The sequence below is a fragment of the Pseudomonas bubulae genome, from assembly GCF_900618535.1.
Taxonomy (GTDB): domain Bacteria; phylum Pseudomonadota; class Gammaproteobacteria; order Pseudomonadales; family Pseudomonadaceae; genus Aquipseudomonas; species Aquipseudomonas bubulae.
On sequence record NZ_UYJA01000007.1, the window covers coordinates 178,507 to 197,846 of the forward strand.

The following is a 19,340-nucleotide window of genomic DNA, read 5'->3' on the forward strand; positions in this document are numbered from 1 at the left end:
TTTTTTATGCCTGGAGCAAAGTCAGCACCTTAGGGCCATAGGCCACGAGTCGAAAGCCGCAACTTGCATGCAGAATTAACCGGCGCCATGCATTTTGCACGACGGGGCAATTTTGGCTATTTTGTAAGCTCTTGATTTATATAGGTTTATTTCTTTTTAAAAGTTGGCACGCGGCCTGCAATAGTACTGATAACCCTGCTGCTGCAAGACGGCGCAGATTCTAAAGAAGACAGGAGTTACTCGTATGAAGAAGTTCGCTATCGCTGCCGCAACTGCCACCGCTCTGACCCTGACTATGGCCAATGCTGCATTTGCTGCCCAGGCGACCACCCAGGCACCCATGGTGGTGGCTGCAGGCGAAGTAACCAAAGCCAAGGAAGCTACTTCTGATACCTGGATCACTACCAAAGTAAAAGCTGACCTGGTCACTGAAAAAGGCATTCCGGGCACGGACATCAAGGTAGAAACCAACAAAGGCGTTGTTTCCCTTTCCTCGATGGTACCGGTGACTGAAGCGCAAAAAGAGATTGCTGTTGCGATCACCAAAAAGATCAAAGGCGTTAAAGCTGTATCGGCTGATGGCCTGAAAGCGGAATAAAGCACCCTTTCTCGTAGAACCGGGGGAACAAGGTTCTGGCAGGTGATTGAAGCAGTACGCCTGCAGGCATTGTTAAAAAGGTTCATGCGACGGCCACACGGATGTGGTCATTACAGCCCCCGGCGCTTGCGTCGGGGGCTGTTCTATTTTGGGATTGGGTCTATTTGGGATTGGGGCTACGAAAATCCGCGTAGCAGCTGCCGAACGCAGCCTCGTGCCTTCGGCAGCTGCTACAAATCAGCGACGTTGTGCATTATTCGCTATCCAGATGCAGTGGCGAGATTACCCGGCCGTCGCTCTCGGCTTGGCCCAGGGTGGCATCGATAAAGTACACGCGGTCATCCGCCAGCCCGCCCTTGTCCACCAGGTAGTCCTTGATGCTGCTTGCACGGTCTTGCCCCAGCTGACGCAACAACACTTCGCTTTTGCTCCAGAAGTCGATCAGTGCCGCGGTCATTTTGGCCGCGCGCTCGTCACGGCTCAGGTCTTTCCATTCAGCAGGCGGTTGCTGCTTGAGACGCGTGCGGTAGATACCTTCAAGTAACGGGCCTTTCTCATCGTCCGGCACGGTGAGCAAGCCGGCGCTGGCCGGTACTTTGTCGCCACGACGCTGGAGGATCTTGTAGTAGGTGTACTGGAACTCGCGCTCAAGACGTTCCTTGGCGATCAGAGGGCCATCGCTGCTCTGTGCGGCCGTACCTTCGATCTCCAGGCGTAAAGCCGGGCGTTCTTTCAGGGCCTGGGCCAGTGTGGTCAGGGCTTTTTGTGCCTCAGGGCTCAGCTCGCTTGATCCTGGGGCGAATGACACGGTGCCCAGGTCCTCGGCTCCACCGCCGCTGATCAGCCCGCCAATGAACTTGAAGGGCGCCTGGGCGGCACGCAGCACCAGGTTGCGTACCGTTTGCCAGATAATCGGCATCACGCTGAACTGCGGGTTGTTGAGGTCGCCACTGATGGGCAGTTCAATGGATATCTTGCCGTCCGTGTCCTTGAGCAAGGCAATCGCCAGTTTGATCGGCAGATCCACGGCGTCCGGGCTGTCGACCTTTTCCCCCAGCTGCAATTGTTCAACCACGAGTTTGTTCTCGGCCTTGAGCTGGCCGTTGGTGATCAGGTAATGCAGGTCGAGGTTGAGACGACCCTTGCGGATGCGGTAACCGGCAAACTTCCCGGAGTAGGGGGTCAATGTGGTCAGTTCGACACGCTTGAAGCTGGTGGCGATATCCAGGCTGGCCATCGGGTCAAACGGGTTGACGCTGCCCTTGATGGTCACCGGCGCATAACGGTCGACCTTGCCTGCAATATTGACCGGGGCAGGTTTGGGGTTACGGCTGTCGATGGTGCCAATCAGGCCGTTGAGCTGTTGAACCGCGGTCTGGAAGTTGGGTGTCAGGCTGAAGTCGGCGAAATTCGCTGAACCATCGTTGATCGCAATTGCGCCGATGTGAATGCCCAGCGGTTTTTCCTTGCTGGCTGTGCCCTTGGCCGACGTACTGCCTGCAGGTTGCGGGATCAGCAGGTCATCGATATTGGTGGTGCGGTCATCGTTGATCATGAAGCGCACATAGGGCTTTTCGAAATTGACCCGTGCAAGCGAGAGGCTATCGCCGTGCTGGTACTTCAGATCCTCCAGCACCAGTTTTTGCCACTTCAGGAAGTCGCGGTTTTTCAGGGTGTCCAATGTGTGCAGTTGATCGATCTGGGCGCGGCCGGCCACGGTAAAGGCCAGGGGGGCGGTGCTTTTCAGATCAACCGCCAGGTCGCTACCAAGCATGCCGCTACGCAGCTCAAGGCGGATAAACGGGTCGATATAGGCCTGGGCGATACGCAAGTCGATATCTTTGGTGTTGACCTTGAGCCTGGCGCTTACCGGGCTCAGGCTGACGTCGCCGCTGGCGGTGAGTTTGCCTTGCTTGCCCACGCCGGTGTCGAGGTTGAGGGTGAAAGGAGAACGGTTCAGGCTGTCGAAGTTTTTCAGGTTCAGGTTCAGCGGGCCGACCTCCAGCTCCACCGGGGTTTTGGGCTCCTTGTCGGCAAGGTGGATGCGATAGTCACGCAGGTCGACATCCTTGAGCAGCACGGCCCAGGGTTTGCTCGGCGCCACCGGGGCTGCTTTCGGTGCTTCGACGGTCACCACTTCTTCGGTTTTGGTCGATGGTTTGTCGGGCTGGCTGGCAAACAGCTTTTGCCAGTCAAGCTGGCCGTCTTTTTCGCGGGCGGCCCAGGTTTCGAGGTTCTGGCTGTTGATCTTGCCGACCACCACTTCCTGTTTGGCCAGGTCGACGCTGGTGTCGCTGACATCCAGGCGCTCCAGACGCACCAGCGGGCGGCCATCGGGGGCATTGATCTTGAGCGGTGCGATGCTGGCCGTGGCATTGCTCAGGAGCATTTCGGTTTCTTTGGACAGGTTCAGGGTGTAGTCGGTGCTGAAATTCAGTACGCCATCTTCCAGGGCCAGCGGTAATGCATCGCGCACATAGGGCCACCAGACTTTCATCTTGCCGTCGGTGACTTTCAGTTTGCCGGTCGAGGTGATGGGTACCAGGCTCAGGGTGCCGGTCCAGTCGATCCGCCCGCCTGCAGGGCCTGCGGCCACCAGGGTCATATCGGCGTTGTCATCGGGCAGGGTGCTGAGGTTTTTCAGCTCCAGGTCCATCGAGTCATAGAGGAATTCGATGGGTTCGCTGGGACGCATATCGGTGAAGTGCAGGTAGCCACCCGCCAGCTTGATGTTGTCGATACGCAGCGGGAACGGTTTGCTCTCGGGATCGGCCGGGGTGGGCTCGCTCTCGGGCAGCTTGAACAGTTGTGTCAGGTTGAGCGTACCGTCCTTGTTGAACAGCAGCTCGGTTTTCGGTTTATCCAGCTGCACGTCGGCCAGGTGCAGGGCTTTTGTCCACAGGCTGTCGGCTTGCAGATTGGTGTACAGCCGCTCGAAGCCGACCTGTTCCTTGCCCGGTTCGCCGACTCTGAACCCCCACAGGGTCAGCTCAAGGCTGAAGGGGTTGAACTCCAGCCGGTCGAGTCTGGCGGGCACCGTGGCGTAGTTGGCCAGTTGCTGGTTGATGATGCGCAGGCCGATGCCCGGCAAGATCAGGAACCCAAGCACGCTGTAAAGTGCGATGGCAATCAGCACGGCGCCAAGGGCGCGGATCAATCCTTTGAGCATGTGGGGCGTCGTCTATAGCAGTCGGAAGTGCCTTGGAGTATGGCACGCGTTTCTGGTTCCGAGACGAACGCCGTATTGGGAGAATGGATTAAAACTGAAGGATCAGGGTTTTCAGCGGTGGCTGCTGATCCAGGGACGGGAAATCGCTGGCCGGACTCATGACCTGCCAGTCGCGAACCGGGCGGCCAGCTTTCTCGGCGCAACGCAAAACCTGCTCGCGCCAGTCGTCCATGCTGACCTTTGCCAGATTGTTGCAGCAGATCAATACGCCGTCTGGTGCGGTGGTCAGTACGGCCGGCTTGAGCAGGCTTTGGTAGTCGCGCAGCAGATCGACCGTGCCGAAGGCACTCTTGGCCCAGGCAGGCGGGTCGAGCAGCACGAGGTCGTATTCACGCTGATCCATGCGCGGGTAGGCAGGCAGCTTGTGACGACGCTGAATGATTGGCAGACCGGCCAATTGGCGGATGGCCGCGAAATAGTCGGACTGTACGAATTTCATTTTTGGCAGTTCAGGGTTCAGCAGGCCGTTTTCGCGACCAACCGCCAGATTGCCTTCGGCGAAATCGAGGTTGCAGACTTCGCTGGCTCCACCTGCAGCGGCACTCAGGCCAACACCACAGGTGTAGGAGAACAGGTTGAGCACGCTTTTGCCGGCACTGTGCTGCTTGACCCAGCCACGGGCGTTGCGCAGGTCGAGAAACAACAGCGGGTCTTGCCCGGCATGGCGGCCGCGCACCCGGTACTTGAGGCCCCATTCGTGGCCGACGGTGTCTTCAAGGGCGGCGTCTTCGGCGCGGTACACGGTGTCTTCGCGGTCGATACGCGAGTTGCCCTGGGAGCGGTCGTTGTAGACCAGCAGCAGGTCGAGGCCCAGGTGGCGATTGATGGCTTCGTGCAGTTGCAGCAAGTCATCGCGCTCAAGACGTTGATGAAAGCTTTGTACCAGCAGTTGCGGGCCATAGCGGTCGATGGTCAGGCCGCCGGCGCCTTCCTGGCTGCCGTGGAACAGGCGATAGCAGTCGGTGCCCTGGGCGTGCAGTTCGGCCAACAGGTCGTGACGATTATCGAGGGCGGCGCGCAGCGCCTGATTCAAGGAAGACATGCATTGCGCCTTGGGGGACAGATAAGGCGCGGCAGTTTAGCAGAATAGGGCTGGTGATTATTGCTGCGTTGCTCTTGTAGCCGCTGTGGGAGCGAGCCTGCTCGCGAAGGTCGTTCGCGAGCAGGCTCGCTCCCACAGGATGGCTTGACCGGCAACAGAGTATCTACACGTTTTGCATTACTCCCGCTCGATCGCCAGCGCTACGCCCTGACCACCGCCGATGCACAAGGTGGCCAGGCCTTTTTTGGCTTCGCGCTTGAGCATTTCGTGAAGCAGGGTCACCAGGATCCGGCAACCTGACGCACCAATAGGGTGGCCAATGGCAATTGCGCCGCCATTGACGTTGACCTTGCTCGCGTCCCATTGCAGTTCCTGGCCCACGGCCAGCGCTTGTGCGGCGAAGGCTTCGTTGGCTTCGATCAGGTCCAGTTGCTGCAAAGTCCAGCCGGCTTTGCTCAGGCAACGCTGGGTGGCACTGACCGGGCCGATGCCCATGATGGCCGGATCCACGCCGGCATTGGCGTAGGCTGCGATTTTGGCCAGCACCGGCAAGCCCAGGGCCTTGGCCTTGGCGGCGCTCATGAGCATGACCGCGGCTGCGCCGTCATTGAGTGAGGAGGCGTTCCCTGCGGTGACGGAACCGTCTTTTTTGAATGCGGGACGCAGTTTTGCCAACGATTCGGCGGTGGTGCCAGCGCGCGGTTGCTCGTCGGTAGTGAATGCGATCGGATCGCCTTTGCGCTGCGGGATCAGGACGGGGGTGATTTCATCGACAAAGCGCCCGGCTTCAATCGCCGCAGTGGCTTTTTGCTGTGAGGCGGCGGCGAAGGCGTCTTGCGCTTCACGGCTGATGTCGTATTTAGCCACAAGGTTTTCGGCGGTAATGCCCATGTGGTAGTCGTTGAACGCATCCCACAGGCCATCGCTGATCATGGTGTCGACGATCTGACTGTGGCCCATGCGCAGACCGGTGCGGGCACCGGGCATGATGTAGTTGGACAGGCTCATGTTTTCCTGGCCGCCGGCGATGATCACCTCGGCATCGCCGCATCGAATGGCCTGGGCCCCCAGGTGCAGGGCCTTGAGGCCCGACCCGCAAACCTTGTTCAGGGTCAATGCCGGTACCGCAAACGGCAGGCCGGCCTTGATTGCCGCCTGGCGGGCAGGGTTTTGCCCGGCACCGGCGGTCAGTACCTGACCCATGATCACTTCGTCGACCTGGGCGCCATCCAGGCCGGTTTGTGCGAGTAATTGGCGAATGACGGCGGCACCCAGTTCCACGGCAGGTACATGGGCCAGCGAACCTTGAAAGCTGCCAACGGCGGTGCGGGTAGCCGCAACGATTACGACGTCTTGCATTGCTTGAGTCCTCTTTATTCTTGGAGTGTTGTGTCCGGATTCAGGCGGGCATGGTGGCATAAATCGGTGTTGAGTTCATCGCGGGCAGGCCCGCTCCCACAAGAGCACCACAGATCCAGTGGGTGCGGGCCTGCCCGCGATGCCAACGTAGCGGTTTTCAGCCAAGCCCCATGCGCCGTCGCGCCCGTTGTACCGAACCGTTGCGTACGGCCCAGCGCAGGATTGGCGCGGTGCTGTTGACCCCGGCCCGTACCCCTTTGCGAATCATCGAGTGTTGTTGCAGCCCCAACTGGTCGCTGGCCCAGTCGGGCAGTAAATCGATCCCGGCCTGCATCATCAATGCACCAAATGGTTTGGCCAGCAGGCTGGGGGCAGGGGCGTTGAGCAGCAGGCGAATGACTTCACGGCTGCGCTCATCGCAAAGCAATTGCGGGCGAACGCTGTCGAGGTAATCGGCTACTTGCTGACGTGAGCGCGGTACGTGGGTGGCGCCCAGGCGTTCAGCGATCATGGCGATTTCGTCGTAGTAGCGGTCCTGATCTTCAGCGGATAAATGCGGGTTGCGATAGCGCAGGTGGGCGGCGAGAAAATTGCTGACTTCGGCCACATGCACCCAGGTCAGCAGCTCGGGGTCGCTGGCCGCATAGGGGCGGCCATCGAGACCGGTGCCGCTGACTTGCAGGTGGATGGTGTGCACTTTGTCGATCAGCCAGTTGGCATCGCCAGTGGCGCCGAAGGTGGTACCTGAAATGAACTGCCCGGTGCGGCGTAGCCGACCCAGCATGTCTTCGCGGAAACTGGAGTGGTCCCACACCCCGGCCAGGGCCAGTGGGTGCAAGGCTTGCAGCATCAAGGCGCTGATGCCGCCAATCAGCATGCTGGTGAAGTCACCGTGGACCTGCCAACTGATGGAGTCCGGGCCGAACAGGCCGGGGTCGCCCTTGGGGTTTTCGAGGTCGAGCTTGCCGAGGGAAAGCCCGGTCAGGCTCATGATCTGGCGCTCGATGGGGCGGCGGATAAATTCCATTATGCCTTTCTCGATGGTGCCAGCCAGTCGATGAAAACTGGCTGGCTATCAATCACCCGCGGTGACGGCCGCGGAAGTAGTTGATCAGGCCCTGGGTCGACGCATCGTCGGCAGGCTCTTCCTGGATACCGGTCAGGCGGTTGTATACGCCCTTGCCCAGCTCCTTGCCCAGTTCAACACCCCATTGGTCGAAGGCGTTGATGCCCCAGATCACGCTTTGCACAAACACTTTGTGTTCGTACAGCGCCACCAGTGCACCCAGACGGCGCGGGCTGATGCGTTCCACCACCAGGGTATTGCTCGGGCGGTTGCCCGGGATCACCTTGTGCGGCGCCAGTTTTTTAACTTCTTCTTCGCTCATGCCCTTGTCGCGCAGTTCAGCTTCGGCTTCTGCGCGGGTTTTACCCAGCATCAGCGCCTGGCTTTGCGACAGGCAGTTGGCATACAGCCATTGATGGTGGTCGGACACCGGGTTGAAGCTGACAATCGGCACGATAAAGTCGGCCGGGATCAGTTGGGTGCCTTGGTGCAGCAATTGGTGGTACGCATGCTGACCGTTGCAGCCCACTCCACCCCAGATCACCGGGCCAGTATCGGTTGACACCGGAGTGCCGTCCTGGCGCACGCTCTTGCCGTTGGATTCCATATCCAGCTGTTGCAAGTGCTTGGTGATGTTGCGCAGGTAGTGGTCGTACGGCAGGATCGCGTGGCTTTGCGCGCCCCAGAAGTTGCCATACCACACGCCCAGTGCGGCCATCAGTACCGGCATGTTCTGCTCGAACGGAGCAGTCTGGAAGTGCTGGTCCATGCTGTAGGCACCGGACAGCAGCTCTTTGAAGTTGGACATGCCGATGGCCAGGGCAATTGGCAGACCGATGGCCGACCACAGCGAGTAACGCCCGCCGACCCAGTCCCACATCGGGAAGATGTTTTCTTCTCGAATACCGAATGCCACGGCTGCCGCGTTGTTGCTCGATACGGCGATAAAGTGGCGATGCAGCTCAGCTTCAGAACCGCCCTGAGCCAGGTACCACGCCCGTGCCGCCTGGGCGTTTTTCAGGGTTTCGAGGGTATTGAAGGACTTTGACGAAACAATAAACAGCGTGGTTTCAGCGCGCAGTTTTGCGGTCAGTTCATGGAACTCACTGCCGTCGATGTTCGCCAGGTAATGGCAGCGCACACCTTTTTGCGCGTAGGACAGCAGCGCTTCAGAAACCAGCTCAGGGCCGAGGAACGAGCCGCCGATGCCGATATTGACGATGTCGGTGATTGGCTTCTCGGTGTAACCGCGCCACAGACCGTCGTGAATCCGGCCGACCAGCTCGGTCATCTGGTTCAGGACTTTATGCACCTCGGGCATGATGTTCACGCCGTTGACCGACAGTTTGTCGGCAACCGGACGGCGCAACGCGGTGTGCAGGGCCGGGCGACCTTCAGAGGCGTTGACGATTTCACCGCCGAACAGCGATTTGATCGCGCCTTTGAGGTCGACCTCATTGGCGAGGTCGACCAGAAGGTCGCGGGTCTCGTTGGTGATCAGGTTTTTCGAGTAGTCCAGAAACAGCCCGCAGCTGCTCAGGGTGAATTCTTCAAAACGTTTCGGGTTGCTGTTAAACGCGTCACGCATGCTGAAGTTTTGCATGCTGGCACGGTGAAGTTTCAACGCTTGCCAAGCGGGCAGAGCGGTAACGTCGTGAGGGGTGCGGTAGTACGCCATCGCTGCGGATATCCTTTTTGCTTGAACTGCCTTTGGACACTGAAAACACCTGCGCCTGGTTTTTCTTGTTCAGGCGTTCGGTCGGTCTGATTCTGCACGTTAACTGGAAGCAGGGCGATTACAGTAACCTTCGCGCCTGCTTCTGTCTTGGCTTTGTCTGACACCGAGAAGTAACTTTTGTCACAGTTACGTCACAGCAGGTGAAACGTTTCAGTTTTTCTTTATGGAGTGCGGGTCATTCCGCGGTTCCGCACAGGCGACTCTGTCAGAGCGCGCTGTCGAGATTAAGATGTACGTTGTCGATCAAACGGGTGGCACCCAGGAAGGCCGCAACCAGAATTACCAGGTCGCGATCAGTCGCCTGCGCCGGTAGCAAGGTCTGTGCGTGGCGCACTTCCAGGTAGTCCGGACGAAAACCAATGGCTTCGATTTGCGCCAGATGCTGGCGCACCAGGGCCGGGTAGTCGCGCTCACCGGCTTCGATGGCGCGCGCCATTTCACTCAGGTGACGGTACAGCGCTGGCGCCAGGGCTCGCTGCTCTTCGCTCAGGTAACCATTGCGCGAGGACAGGGCCAGGCCGTCTTCGGCGCGCACGGTGGGTTCGCTGATGATCTGGATCGGGAAGTTCAGATCGTTGACCATTGCGCGAATGACTGCCAACTGTTGGTAGTCTTTTTGCCCAAAGATCGCCAGGTCGGGCTGAACCATGTTGAACAGCTTGCTGACCACGGTGGTCACACCATCGAAATGCCCCGGGCGACGGCTGCCGCACAGTTCATTGCTTAATTTGGCAGCAGTAACACGGGTCAGGCCGTCCATGCCGTTGGGGTACATTTCTTCAACGGTCGGGGCAAACAGCAAGTCACAGCCTGCCTGCAGAAGCCTTTCCTGGTCGGCAGCCAGGGTGCGTGGATAGGTATCCAGATCTTCGTTGGCGCCAAACTGCAGCGGGTTGACGAAAATGCTCGCCACCACGAAATCGGCCTGTTGTGCGGCGGTGGTTACCAGTGCGCCATGGCCACTGTGCAGATTGCCCATGGTCGGGACCAGTGCTATCTGTTTGCCTTCACGGCGTGCGCGGGCGATGACGGCGCGCAGTTCGCGAACGGTTTTAACTGTGTTCATGCAGAGAATCCGTGTTCGGTAGCAGGAAAGCTGACGGCTTTGACTTCAGTGACGTAGGCGCGCAGGGCGGACTGGATATCGGGCTGGCCGCTCATGAAGTTTTTCACGAACTTGGGCACGCGGCCGGTCAGTGAAAGGCCCAGCATGTCGTGCAGCACCAGGACCTGGCCGTCGGTGTCACTGCCGGCGCCGATGCCGATGACCGGGATCTTGACCGCGTGGGTGATCTCTTTTGCCAGTTCGCTGGGTACACATTCGAGCAGCAGCATGGCCGCTCCTGCCTGTTCCAGGGCAATGGCATCGGCACGCATCTGGCGCGCCTGGTTTTCGTTGCGGCCTTGTACCTTGTAACCCCCCAGCACGTTCACGGTCTGCGGGGTCAGGCCCATATGCGCGCACACGGGGATGCCGCGTTCAGTCATGGCCCGGATCGACTCGGCCAGCCACACGGCGCCTTCGACCTTGACCATATGCGCGCCGGCCTTCATCAGCACCGCGCTGTTGTTGAGGCTTTGTTCCAGGGTGGCGTTGGCCATAAAGGCCATGTCCGCCAGGATCAGAGCGTCCTGGTTACCGCGTTTGACGCAGGCCACGTGGTAGGCCATGTCAGCGGTCGTCACAGGCAATGTACTGTCATGCCCTTGTAGAACCATGCCCAGGGAGTCGCCTACCAATAGCACTTCAACACCGGCCTGATTGCAGGCGTGGGCGAAGGTGGCGTCATAGCACGTCAGCATGGTGATTTTTTCACCTTTTTGCTTAAGGCCTTGCAGGGTGGTCAGGGTAATAGCTGGCATGAAAAGGATCCTCGTCAGGCAGTGTGGTAACCACTGCGAGTAACGCGTGTGATTCATCGTTATGAACAGGCACACCTTTATAGAGGGCGCTTATAAAGCCTGCTTTTCACATTGCACCATCCTGTGGATGGCTGCGGGATGCCTATAGTCGTGACGAGGGCACTGGAAGTCAATTCCGGGTGTTACCGCAATGGTGTTACCCGGGTATTGATTCGATTCAGCTTAAGAGGGGATTCGCTCAAGCCCGATAAATGGGCAGTCATCGAGCAATTGCGCGAGCGTGCGGCCATCGGAGAGTTTCAGCGATGCAGGCGCCAGTTCGGCCAGCGGATACAGCACAAAAGGCCGGGCGTGCATGTGGTAGTGCGGGACTTTAAGGCGGGGCTCGTCGATCAGGCGATCGCCGAATAGCAAGATGTCCAGGTCCAGAGTGCGCGGGCCCCAACGCTCTTGGCGCTCGCGTCCCTGGTCCAGTTCGATGGCCTGCAGGGCATCGAGCAGGTCCAGCGGCGCCAGCGAGCTGTCGATGGCCGCTACGGCATTGGTGTAGCGCGGCTGGCCAGGCAACAGCGAATCGCTTTGATAAAATGCTGAAACCCCGATGAGTCGGGAGTCCGGCAATTGCGCCAGGGCCTGGACAGCACTGCGCAATTGATCCGCCGGGTCAGCCAGATTGCTGCCCATTCCAATGTAGACGCGTTCCATCGCTTACTCGTCCGCTGCGGCGCTGCGTTTACGCTTGGCACCGCTGGTACGGCGACGTTTGCGCGGTGCAGGACCGGTACCGTCATCCTTGGCGTTGCTCAGGTCGCGGATCATCTCGCGGCGGCCGCTGTCATTGGCGTCCTGATAGTCGGTCCACCATTCGCCCAGGCCATTGGTCTGCTCGCCGGCGCTTTCACGCAAGAGCAAGAAGTCATACCCGGCACGGAAACGCGGGTTGTCGAGCAACATGTCGGCGCGTTTGCCGCTGCGACGCGGCAGGCGCTCCTGCATGTCCCAGATCTCGCGAATCGGCATGGTGAAGCGCTTGGGAATAGCAATACGCTGGCATTGCTCGGCGATCAGTTCATGGGCGGCTTCCTGCATGGCAGGAATGGGCGGCATGCCTTGATCTTGCAGGCGCAATACGCGTGCAGGCAACGCGGGCCACAACAGGGCGGCAAACAGGAAGGCCGGGGTCACCGGTTTGCCCTGTTTGATGCGCAGATCAGTGTTGCGCAAGGCTTCGCTGATCAGGGTGTGGGTGTAGGTCGGGTTGTGCTCCAGTGCTTCGGCGCTGGCCGGGAACAGAGGGTCGAACAACTCGAGGTCAACCAGCATCTCGAAGGTGTCGGAAGCGTTACCGGAGAGGAACAGCTTGAGCACTTCTTCGAACAGGCGCGCGGAAGGGATTTCCCGCAGCATCGGCGCCAGTTCGCGGATTGGTTCGGCGGTGTGCTTTTCGATACCAAAGTTGAGCTTGGCGGCAAAGCGCACGGCGCGCAGCATGCGAACCGGGTCTTCCTGGTAGCGCTGTTGCGGGTCGCCGATCAGGCGTAGCAAGCGGTTGCGGATATCGTGTACGCCATTGGCGTAATCGAGGATGCGCTCGCTGACCGGGTCGTAGTACAGGGCGTTGATCGTGAAGTCACGACGCTGGGCGTCTTCTTCAAGGGTGCCGTAGACGTTGTCGCGCAAGATGCGCCCGCTTTCGTTACGCGAGGACTGGTTGCTGTCTTCCTCTTCGTCGTTTTGCGGGTGATTGGCACGGAATGTCGCGACTTCAATGATTTCGCGGCCAAAGTGGATATGCACCAACTTGAAACGACGACCGATGATTCGCGCATTGCGAAATTCGGCGCGCACTTGCTCGGGCGTGGCGCTGGTGGCGACGTCAAAGTCTTTTGGCGTGATATTGAGCAGCATGTCGCGTACGCAACCGCCAACCAGATAGGCCTGGTAACCGGCGTTCTGCAGGCGTTCGACGATATTGACCGCGTAGCGGCTGAACTGGGCACGTTGCAGCGAGTGTTGGCTGCTGTTGAGCACTTCAGGGGTGCTGCGCAGTTGTTGCGTACGACGCTTGGGAGAACGGAATGACTGGAACAGCTTCTTCAGCATGGGATGCACTGTTTGAAGGAATGTTCGGCCAAAACGAAGAATGACCGCATGATGGGCGGGGATTCTAGCATTTAGTCAGGGGATGGTGTAGGACGCTTAGCCGCTCTTGCGAGCGAAGCTGCAAGCCGTAAGCATAAATAGCTGTAAGAGGCGCGGTTTAGACGGTTGCGAGGGGATTTGTTAAATCGCAGAAACCACAAGGGGAGCCGAAGCTCCCCCAGAATTAGTTGCGTGCTCTATTTTTATTATTGATTGCGGGCTTTTTGTTTTTGTTAATCGCCCTGGTTACAAAGGTCTTGCCTGTGCAACCCTCCCAATCGGGAGATAAGAGCAAACGGATTGCTTTGGTCGCTGCGTTGATGTGATCAATGATCCAACCAGTTCAGGCTCTGCTTTAAGTGCAGTTTTTGTTGTTCTCTGCCTGGTCGCGGGGCAAGCCCCATTTACAACACCTCTCCAAAACAATCAGTTAGCTGCGCCTCCGCCGTGTTGTTCTTGTTATGCGTGAGCCGATACGTCTTATTTTTATTGTGTGCTGCTGTGATTCTTATTGTTCTTGTACGAATACATATAGCAGGGTGCGTGCCAACTTTTGTGCGGCCCAGCAAAATAAGGGGTTTTCAGGGTTTTGGCCTTTTTCCGGGCAAAAAAAAGCCGGGTCATCGTTACCGTAAGACCCGGCTTTTGTTACGTGATTTAACAGAGGTAACAGTTGGTTACCTCTGGCGCTGTTACCTAGCCCTCGCTTGGCACGCCGGTTTTGCGTCGCGGGATTCCCAGACGCTGACGTCGCTCCCACAAGCATTTGCGGCTGACCCCCAGTTTTCGAGCCAGTTCGGTCTCGGTCATATGGTCCTGATGCTCAAGGACGAAGTGCTGGAAGTAGTCTTCCAGTGACAGGTCCTCGGTGGGATCAAGGCTGGTGTTACCGTTACTGATGCTCTGCTGCGGGGCCAGGCCGATGAAGTCATCGTCTTGCAGGTCGCTCAGTTCAATATCGATACCCAGCAGTTCAGCCGAGATTTCCGGGCTTTCACAGAGGATCACCGCGCGCTCCACAGCGTTTTCCAGCTCGCGCACGTTACCCGGCCATGAGTAATGGCTGATCGCCCGTTCGGCATCGGGGGCGAATTTGAGGTCGGTGCGACCCACGCGAGCACTTTGGCGGGCGAGGAAGGCGTTGGCGATTTCGTTGACGTCAGCGCCACGTTCACGCAGCGCAGGCAGCTTGAGCGCGATAACGTGCAGGCGGTAGTACAGGTCTTCGCGGAACTGGCCTACCTTGGCCAGGCTTTTCAGGTCGCGGTGGGTCGCGGCAATCAGGCGAACATCGACCTTCTGCGACTGTACCGAGCCAACCCGGCGAATCTCGCCTTCCTGCAGCACGCGCAGCAGTCGGGCTTGGGCCTCAAGCGGCAATTCGCCGATTTCATCGAGGAACAGCGTGCCGCCATCGGCCGCTTCAACCAGACCGGCACGGCCAGCGCTGGCGCCGGTAAACGCGCCTTTTTCGTGGCCGAACAGTTCGGACTCGATCAGGGATTCCGGGATGGCCGCGCAGTTGACCGAGATCATCGGTGCTTTGGCGCGGCGCGACAGGTTGTGCAGGGCGCGGGCTACCAGCTCTTTACCTGTGCCGGATTCACCCTGGATCAGCACATTGGAGTCAGTGGGCGCTACTTTGCGAATCTTGCTGTACATGTCCAGCATTGGCGGGCACGAACCGATGATGCCGATTTCACCGTTGCTGTTATCCACCGTGTTTTTGTCAGCGGTGCCTGCTTTGGCAGGGCGTTCGGCCGGCGCGCTCTGGGTGTTTTGCCGGTCACGCAGAATGCGCGCCACCGCTTGCAGCATTTCGTCGTGATCAAAAGGTTTGGCGATGTAGTCCACCGCGCCCATTTTCATCGAGTCCACGGCCGAGCGCAGGCTGGCATAGCTGGTCATGATCAGCACCGGCTTGCCCTGGCCAAGCTTGATCAGCTCGGTCCCCGGAGCGCCGGGCAGGCGCAGGTCGCTGACAATCAAGTCAAACGACGGGATGCTGAACTGCTCCTGCGCCTCTTGCACCGAGCCAGCCTCGCTGACCTGGTATTGATTGCGCTCCAGTAAGCGGCGTAGGGCGGAGCGGATGATGGTTTCATCTTCGACGATCAAAATATGCGGCATTGATTCGGTTCTCTCGACGGTCTCAGTTCACAGCGGACGTCGCTTCGACATGACGCGGTAGTGTCACCCGGATACGGGTTCCGCGTTGGCTGTGAATGTCAGCCGGGCTGTCGATGGTGATTTGTCCATAATGCTCTTCAACGATGGAATAGACCAGTGCAAGGCCCAGACCTGTACCTTCGCCAGGGTCCTTGGTGGTGAAAAACGGTTCGAACAACCGGTCCATGATGTTCTGCGGAATGCCAGTGCCTTCATCTTCCACAATAAGGTCGACGGTGTGCTCGCTGGCCTCGCTCTTGACCCGTACGGCACTGCCGGCAGGCGTCGCGTCGCGGGCGTTGGAGAGCAGGTTGATCAATACCTGGGCGAGCCGCTGCGGGTCGCCGTCGACCCAGTGGTCCGGGTCGCACAGGTTGTAGAATTGCACTTCGAAATTGCGTCGGTTCAGGGCCAGCAGGCCAATGGCATCCTGGGCTACTTCGGCCAGACAGACGGGCTCGTCATTGTGTTGATGGCTGCCGGCATGGGCGAAGCTCATCAGAGACTGGACGATGCGTGAGATGCGTTTGGTCTGTTCAAGTATCTGGCTGCTGATTTCGGTCAGTTCACCATCGTCTTCGCGTTCCTCGCGCAGGTTCTGCGCCAGGCAGGCAATGCCGGTGACCGGGTTGCCGATTTCGTGAGCCACCCCTGCCGCCAGCCGCCCGATGCTGGCCAGGCGCTCGGAGTGCACCAGCTTGTCTTCGAGCATCTGGGTTTCCGTCAGGTCCTCGACCAGCAGCACCAGGCCGCTGTTACCCGGTGCCAGCGGCTCGTCAATGGCGGCTTTGTGCAGGTTGAGCCAGCGGGTCTGGCCATCAAGGGCCAGGTGCTGCTTGTGCAAGTGTTCGTCCGGCAGGTCGATAAAACCTTGCAGCAACTCGCGCCATGGATCGCCCAGGGTACCCAGGCGCGAACCCACCACGCGCTGGGCCGGGATGCCGGTCAACTCTTCCATAGCCTTGTTCCACATCAGGATCTCTTGATCCTTGGCCAGTGAACACACGCCCATCGGCAACTCTTGCAGGGTCTGGCGGTGATAACGGCGCAAGGCGTCGAGCTCGGCTGCCAGCCCGGTAAGGCGTGAGTGGTAGTCCTCAAGCCGGCTTTCGATAAAGTGAATGTCCTCGGTAACGTAGTTTTCGCCGCCGGACTTGTAGGGCAAAAAGGTTTCGACCATATCTTGTGCGACGCTGGGGCCCATCAGGCCGGAAAGGTTGGCTTCGATCCTGTCGCGCAGGCGTCGCAAGGCATAGGGGCGACGTTCATCGAAAGGCAGGAAAAGGTCACGCAGCGCCTGTTCGACTTCTTTTTGCGCCGCTTTGGCGCCCAGAGGTTTGGCCAGCTGAGTAGCGAACTCCTGCGGGGAGGCCGCGTGCAGCTCGCGACGTTGCGGGCGGCGTACGTTATCCACAGCACAGGCTTCGGCGGCACTGGCTTCTTCAGGGCTGGCGTTGGTGAACAGGGAAATCAGGGTGAACATCAGCACGTTGGCCGCCAGCGAGGCGATGGCTGCCATGTGCCAGCTGGTATCGTCCAGCACATAGATCATGTTCAACCACGGGATATAGAAGCCCTGGAAGTTGCCGATCAGCGGGAACAGCATGCTCGCCATCCACACCAGTATCCCGGCCAGCAGACCGGCAATAAAGCCACGTCGGTTGGCCGTCGGCCAGTACAGTACCGAGAGCACGCCCGGCAAAAACTGCAACGTGGCGACAAAGGCCACGATGCCGAGGTTGGCCAGATCCTGCTCGGCGCCCAGCAGCAGGTAGAAGCCGTAGCCGGCCATGATAATGGCAACGATCAGGGCGCGGCGGGTCCACTTCAGCCAGCGGTAGATATTACCTTCGGCGGGCGGTTGATAAAGCGGCAGCACCAGGTGGTTGAGGGCCATGCCCGAAAGCGCCAGGGTGGTGACGATAATCAGCCCGCTGGAGGCCGAAAGCCCGCCCACATAAGCCAGCAGCGCCAGGGGTTTGCTGTTGGCGGCAATACCGATACCGAGTGTGAAGTATTCCGGATTGGTGGTGGCGCCCAGCTTGAGGCCGGCCCACAGGATCAGCGGCACGGCCAGGCTCATCAGCAACAGGAACAGCGGCAGGCCCCAGCTGGCGCTGACCAGCCCGCGCGGGTTGAGGTTCTCGGTGAAGGTCATGTGATACATGTGCGGCATCACAATGGCCGAGGCGAAAAATACCAGCAGCAGGGTGCGCCATGGCCCTTCTTGAAGCGGTGTGTGCAGTGCGGCGAGGGCGGTCTGGTTTTGCAGCAGCCAGACTTCCAGCTGTTGCGGGCCATCGAACACGCCATAAAGCGCGTAAAGGCCCACACCGCCAATGGCGATCAGCTTGATCACCGACTCAAAGGCAATGGCGAATACCAGGCCTTCGTGTTTCTCACGGGTGGCTATATGCCGAGAGCCGAAGAAGATCGTAAACAGGGTGATCAGTGCGCAGAAGCTCAGGGCTACGCGGTGTTGCACCGGCTCGCGGGTGAGGATGCTGATGGAGTCGGCCACGGCCTGGATTTGCAGGGCCAATAGCGGTAACACGCCTATCAGCATGAAAATCGTGGTCAGGGCTCCGGCCCAGGTGCTGCGGAAGCGAAAGGCGAACAGGTCGGCCAGCGATGAGAGCTGGTAGGTGCGGGTGATTTTTAGAATGGGGTAAAGCAACACAGGCGCCAGCAGAAAAGCCCCGGAAACCCCAAGGTAGCTGGACAAAAAGCCGTAGCCATATTCGTAAGCCAGCCCCACTGTGCCGTAGAACGCCCAGGCACTGGCGTAAACGCCCAAAGACAGGGTGTAGGTCAGCGGGTGACGAATGATTGCGCGCGGGATCATGCCGCGTTCACTGATCCAGGCCACGCCAAACAGCACCAGCAGGTAGGCGGCGCTGATCAGGATCATCTGGGTCAGGCTAAAGCTCATCGGCATCTTTTTGGCTCTGCAGAATAAAGGTCACAACGATCAGAATCAGCCAGAGCAGATAGGGCCGGTACCAGGCGCCTGTCGCATCGATCCACCAATCCATGATGGCGGGAGAAAACAGGTAGATCCCGACAACCAGCAACAGGACCAATCGATAGATATACATCCCGCCCTCACTTTTACAGGCCGCATGCCCAAAAACGTGCGGCGATGGTAACGGATGGCTGGCAACCTGCAAGGGCTGTCAGCGTAATTGCGCCTCGGCGAGGGTCAGTGTGCGTGGGATATTGGCGGCGTTCCAGTGGGCAATGCCCCAATCCAGCACCTCACGCGGGGTAGCGTCGTTCAGGTGTTGCTCTGTTGTCTGACCCAGAGCACGCAAGGCCCGCAGCAGCAGCGGGGTGGCCTGATCCGGGGTCAGGGGCGGTGAGCGATAGGATTTGCCGAGTTTGTGGCCATCAGGCTGCACGATCAGCGGCACATGCAGATAGCGCGGTTGTGACAAACCCAGCAACTCTTGCAGGTAAAGTTGGCGCGGGGTGGAGTCGAGCAGGTCGGCGCCACGCACGATATCGGTCACACCCTGGGCGGCATCATCGAGCACCACCGCCAATTGGTAGGCATAGAGTCCGTCGCGGCGACGAATCACGAAATCACCGACATCGCGCCCCAGGTGCTGGCGGAACTCGCCCTGAACCCGGTCGGTGAAGGCATATTCCAGCTCAGGGACGCGAATGCGGATGGCTGCGTTATCCATTGAGTGCCCGGCATTGCGGCAAAAGCCGGGGTAAATGCCGTTGTAACCTTCCAGCTGTTTGCGTGAACAGGTGCAGGCGTAGGCCAGGCCCATGCTGAACAGTCGGTTTAGCACGTGCGCATAGGCTTCGTGGCGCTCGCTTTGACGGACCAGTTCGCCGTCCCATTCAAAACCGTAGCGCTCAAGGGCATCGAGAATCGCGGCCTGGGCGCCGGGCATTTCCCGCGGCGGATCGAGATCTTCCATGCGCAGCAACCAGCGGCCACCTACGGAGCGGGCATCGAGGTATGACGCAAGGGCGGCGACCAACGAGCCAAAATGCAGATGGCCACTGGGCGTTGGGGCGAAGCGCCCGATATAGGAGGGTGCAGTCATGGACGTGGGCCGATTTCTTGTGGGAGCGGGTTTGCTCGCGATGGGGCAACCCGGTTTTGAACCTTTGGCG

The 19,340-nt window shown here is 59.3% G+C and carries 14 protein-coding genes; 1 reads left to right on the forward strand and 13 read right to left on the reverse strand.

Translation table 11 applies throughout. The features are described from left to right. Positions 1-244: 244 nt before the first annotated feature. A complete protein-coding gene (locus PPTH39_RS22535; RefSeq protein WP_095002557.1) occupies positions 245-598 on the forward strand; it encodes a BON domain-containing protein in 354 nt (117 codons plus the stop codon). 253 nt (positions 599-851) lie between these two features. On the opposite strand, the gene PPTH39_RS22540 is transcribed toward PPTH39_RS22535, so the two are convergent. The 13 genes from PPTH39_RS22540 to gluQRS form a co-directional block, all read right to left on the reverse strand. Then, positions 852-3,767 carry a DUF748 domain-containing protein gene (locus tag PPTH39_RS22540; protein WP_095002558.1) on the reverse strand — a complete coding sequence of 972 codons (2,916 nt, stop codon included), beginning with the start codon at positions 3,765-3,767 and terminating at the stop codon, positions 852-854. 88 nt (positions 3,768-3,855) lie between these two features. Next, positions 3,856-4,869 (reverse strand): class I SAM-dependent rRNA methyltransferase, encoded by a 1,014-nt coding sequence (locus PPTH39_RS22545; protein ID WP_095002559.1) that lies wholly within the window; start codon positions 4,867-4,869, stop codon positions 3,856-3,858. Positions 4,870-5,046: 177 nt separating this feature from the next. Continuing rightward, positions 5,047-6,228, reverse strand: coding sequence for an acetyl-CoA C-acetyltransferase (locus PPTH39_RS22550; RefSeq protein ID WP_130872500.1), 1,182 nt, complete (start codon positions 6,226-6,228; stop codon positions 5,047-5,049). 157 nt (positions 6,229-6,385) lie between these two features. Then, positions 6,386-7,255, reverse strand: coding sequence for an oxygenase MpaB family protein (locus tag PPTH39_RS22555; RefSeq protein ID WP_130872501.1), 870 nt, complete (start codon positions 7,253-7,255; stop codon positions 6,386-6,388). Positions 7,256-7,307: 52 nt separating this feature from the next. Further along, positions 7,308-8,972: a glucose-6-phosphate isomerase gene (gene pgi / locus PPTH39_RS22560; protein WP_130872502.1), complete on the reverse strand. Its 1,665-nt coding sequence runs from the start codon at positions 8,970-8,972 to the stop codon at positions 7,308-7,310. A gap of 265 nt (positions 8,973-9,237) precedes the next feature. Then, entirely contained in the window at positions 9,238-10,098 is an 861-nt protein-coding gene (panC, locus tag PPTH39_RS22565) for a pantoate--beta-alanine ligase (RefSeq protein ID WP_095002563.1), read from the reverse strand. Next, complete coding sequence (gene panB / locus PPTH39_RS22570) at positions 10,095-10,895, reverse strand: 3-methyl-2-oxobutanoate hydroxymethyltransferase (RefSeq protein ID WP_095018772.1); 801 nt, start codon at positions 10,893-10,895, stop codon at positions 10,095-10,097. Before panB ends, panC begins: the two co-directional genes overlap by 4 nt. A gap of 222 nt (positions 10,896-11,117) precedes the next feature. Further along, complete coding sequence (folK, locus tag PPTH39_RS22575; protein ID WP_095002565.1) at positions 11,118-11,600, reverse strand: 2-amino-4-hydroxy-6-hydroxymethyldihydropteridine diphosphokinase; 483 nt, start codon at positions 11,598-11,600, stop codon at positions 11,118-11,120. Positions 11,601-11,603: 3 nt separating this feature from the next. Further along, positions 11,604-12,998: a polynucleotide adenylyltransferase PcnB gene (locus PPTH39_RS22580; protein WP_095002566.1), complete on the reverse strand. Its 1,395-nt coding sequence runs from the start codon at positions 12,996-12,998 to the stop codon at positions 11,604-11,606. A 735-nt stretch (positions 12,999-13,733) separates the two neighbouring features. Then, positions 13,734-15,167, reverse strand: coding sequence for a sigma-54-dependent transcriptional regulator (locus PPTH39_RS22585; protein WP_095002567.1), 1,434 nt, complete (start codon positions 15,165-15,167; stop codon positions 13,734-13,736). Between the two features lie 22 nt (positions 15,168-15,189). Next, a complete protein-coding gene (locus tag PPTH39_RS22590) occupies positions 15,190-18,144 on the reverse strand; it encodes a sensor histidine kinase (RefSeq protein WP_165446546.1) in 2,955 nt (984 codons plus the stop codon). Further along, entirely contained in the window at positions 18,128-18,304 is a 177-nt protein-coding gene (locus PPTH39_RS22595; RefSeq protein WP_003176118.1) for a hypothetical protein, read from the reverse strand. The genes PPTH39_RS22590 and PPTH39_RS22595 overlap by 17 nt, the downstream gene beginning before the upstream one ends. 78 nt (positions 18,305-18,382) lie before the next feature. Further along, positions 18,383-19,270, reverse strand: a complete 888-nt coding sequence (gluQRS, locus tag PPTH39_RS22600; protein ID WP_130872503.1) for a tRNA glutamyl-Q(34) synthetase GluQRS — start codon at positions 19,268-19,270, stop codon at positions 18,383-18,385. Between the last annotated feature and the right edge of the window lie 70 nt (positions 19,271-19,340).

Coding starts and splice junctions, on each gene's coding strand:
- panC (WP_095002563.1), bottom strand. CDS start 10,098: ATGAACACAGTTAAAACCGTTCGCGAACTGCGCGCCGTCATCGCCCGC.
- PPTH39_RS22580 (WP_095002566.1), bottom strand. CDS start 12,998: ATGCTGAAGAAGCTGTTCCAGTCATTCCGTTCTCCCAAGCGTCGTACG.
- PPTH39_RS22550 (WP_130872500.1), bottom strand. CDS start 6,228: ATGCAAGACGTCGTAATCGTTGCGGCTACCCGCACCGCCGTTGGCAGC.
- gluQRS (WP_130872503.1), bottom strand. CDS start 19,270: ATGACTGCACCCTCCTATATCGGGCGCTTCGCCCCAACGCCCAGTGGC.
- PPTH39_RS22590 (WP_165446546.1), bottom strand. CDS start 18,144: ATGCCGATGAGCTTTAGCCTGACCCAGATGATCCTGATCAGCGCCGCC.
- panB (WP_095018772.1), bottom strand. CDS start 10,895: ATGCCAGCTATTACCCTGACCACCCTGCAAGGCCTTAAGCAAAAAGGT.
- PPTH39_RS22585 (WP_095002567.1), bottom strand. CDS start 15,167: ATGCCGCATATTTTGATCGTCGAAGATGAAACCATCATCCGCTCCGCC.
- PPTH39_RS22540 (WP_095002558.1), bottom strand. CDS start 3,767: ATGCTCAAAGGATTGATCCGCGCCCTTGGCGCCGTGCTGATTGCCATC.
- PPTH39_RS22555 (WP_130872501.1), bottom strand. CDS start 7,255: ATGGAATTTATCCGCCGCCCCATCGAGCGCCAGATCATGAGCCTGACC.
- PPTH39_RS22535 (WP_095002557.1), top strand. CDS start 245: ATGAAGAAGTTCGCTATCGCTGCCGCAACTGCCACCGCTCTGACCCTG.
- PPTH39_RS22545 (WP_095002559.1), bottom strand. CDS start 4,869: ATGTCTTCCTTGAATCAGGCGCTGCGCGCCGCCCTCGATAATCGTCAC.
- pgi (WP_130872502.1), bottom strand. CDS start 8,972: ATGGCGTACTACCGCACCCCTCACGACGTTACCGCTCTGCCCGCTTGG.
- PPTH39_RS22595 (WP_003176118.1), bottom strand. CDS start 18,304: ATGTATATCTATCGATTGGTCCTGTTGCTGGTTGTCGGGATCTACCTG.
- folK (WP_095002565.1), bottom strand. CDS start 11,600: ATGGAACGCGTCTACATTGGAATGGGCAGCAATCTGGCTGACCCGGCG.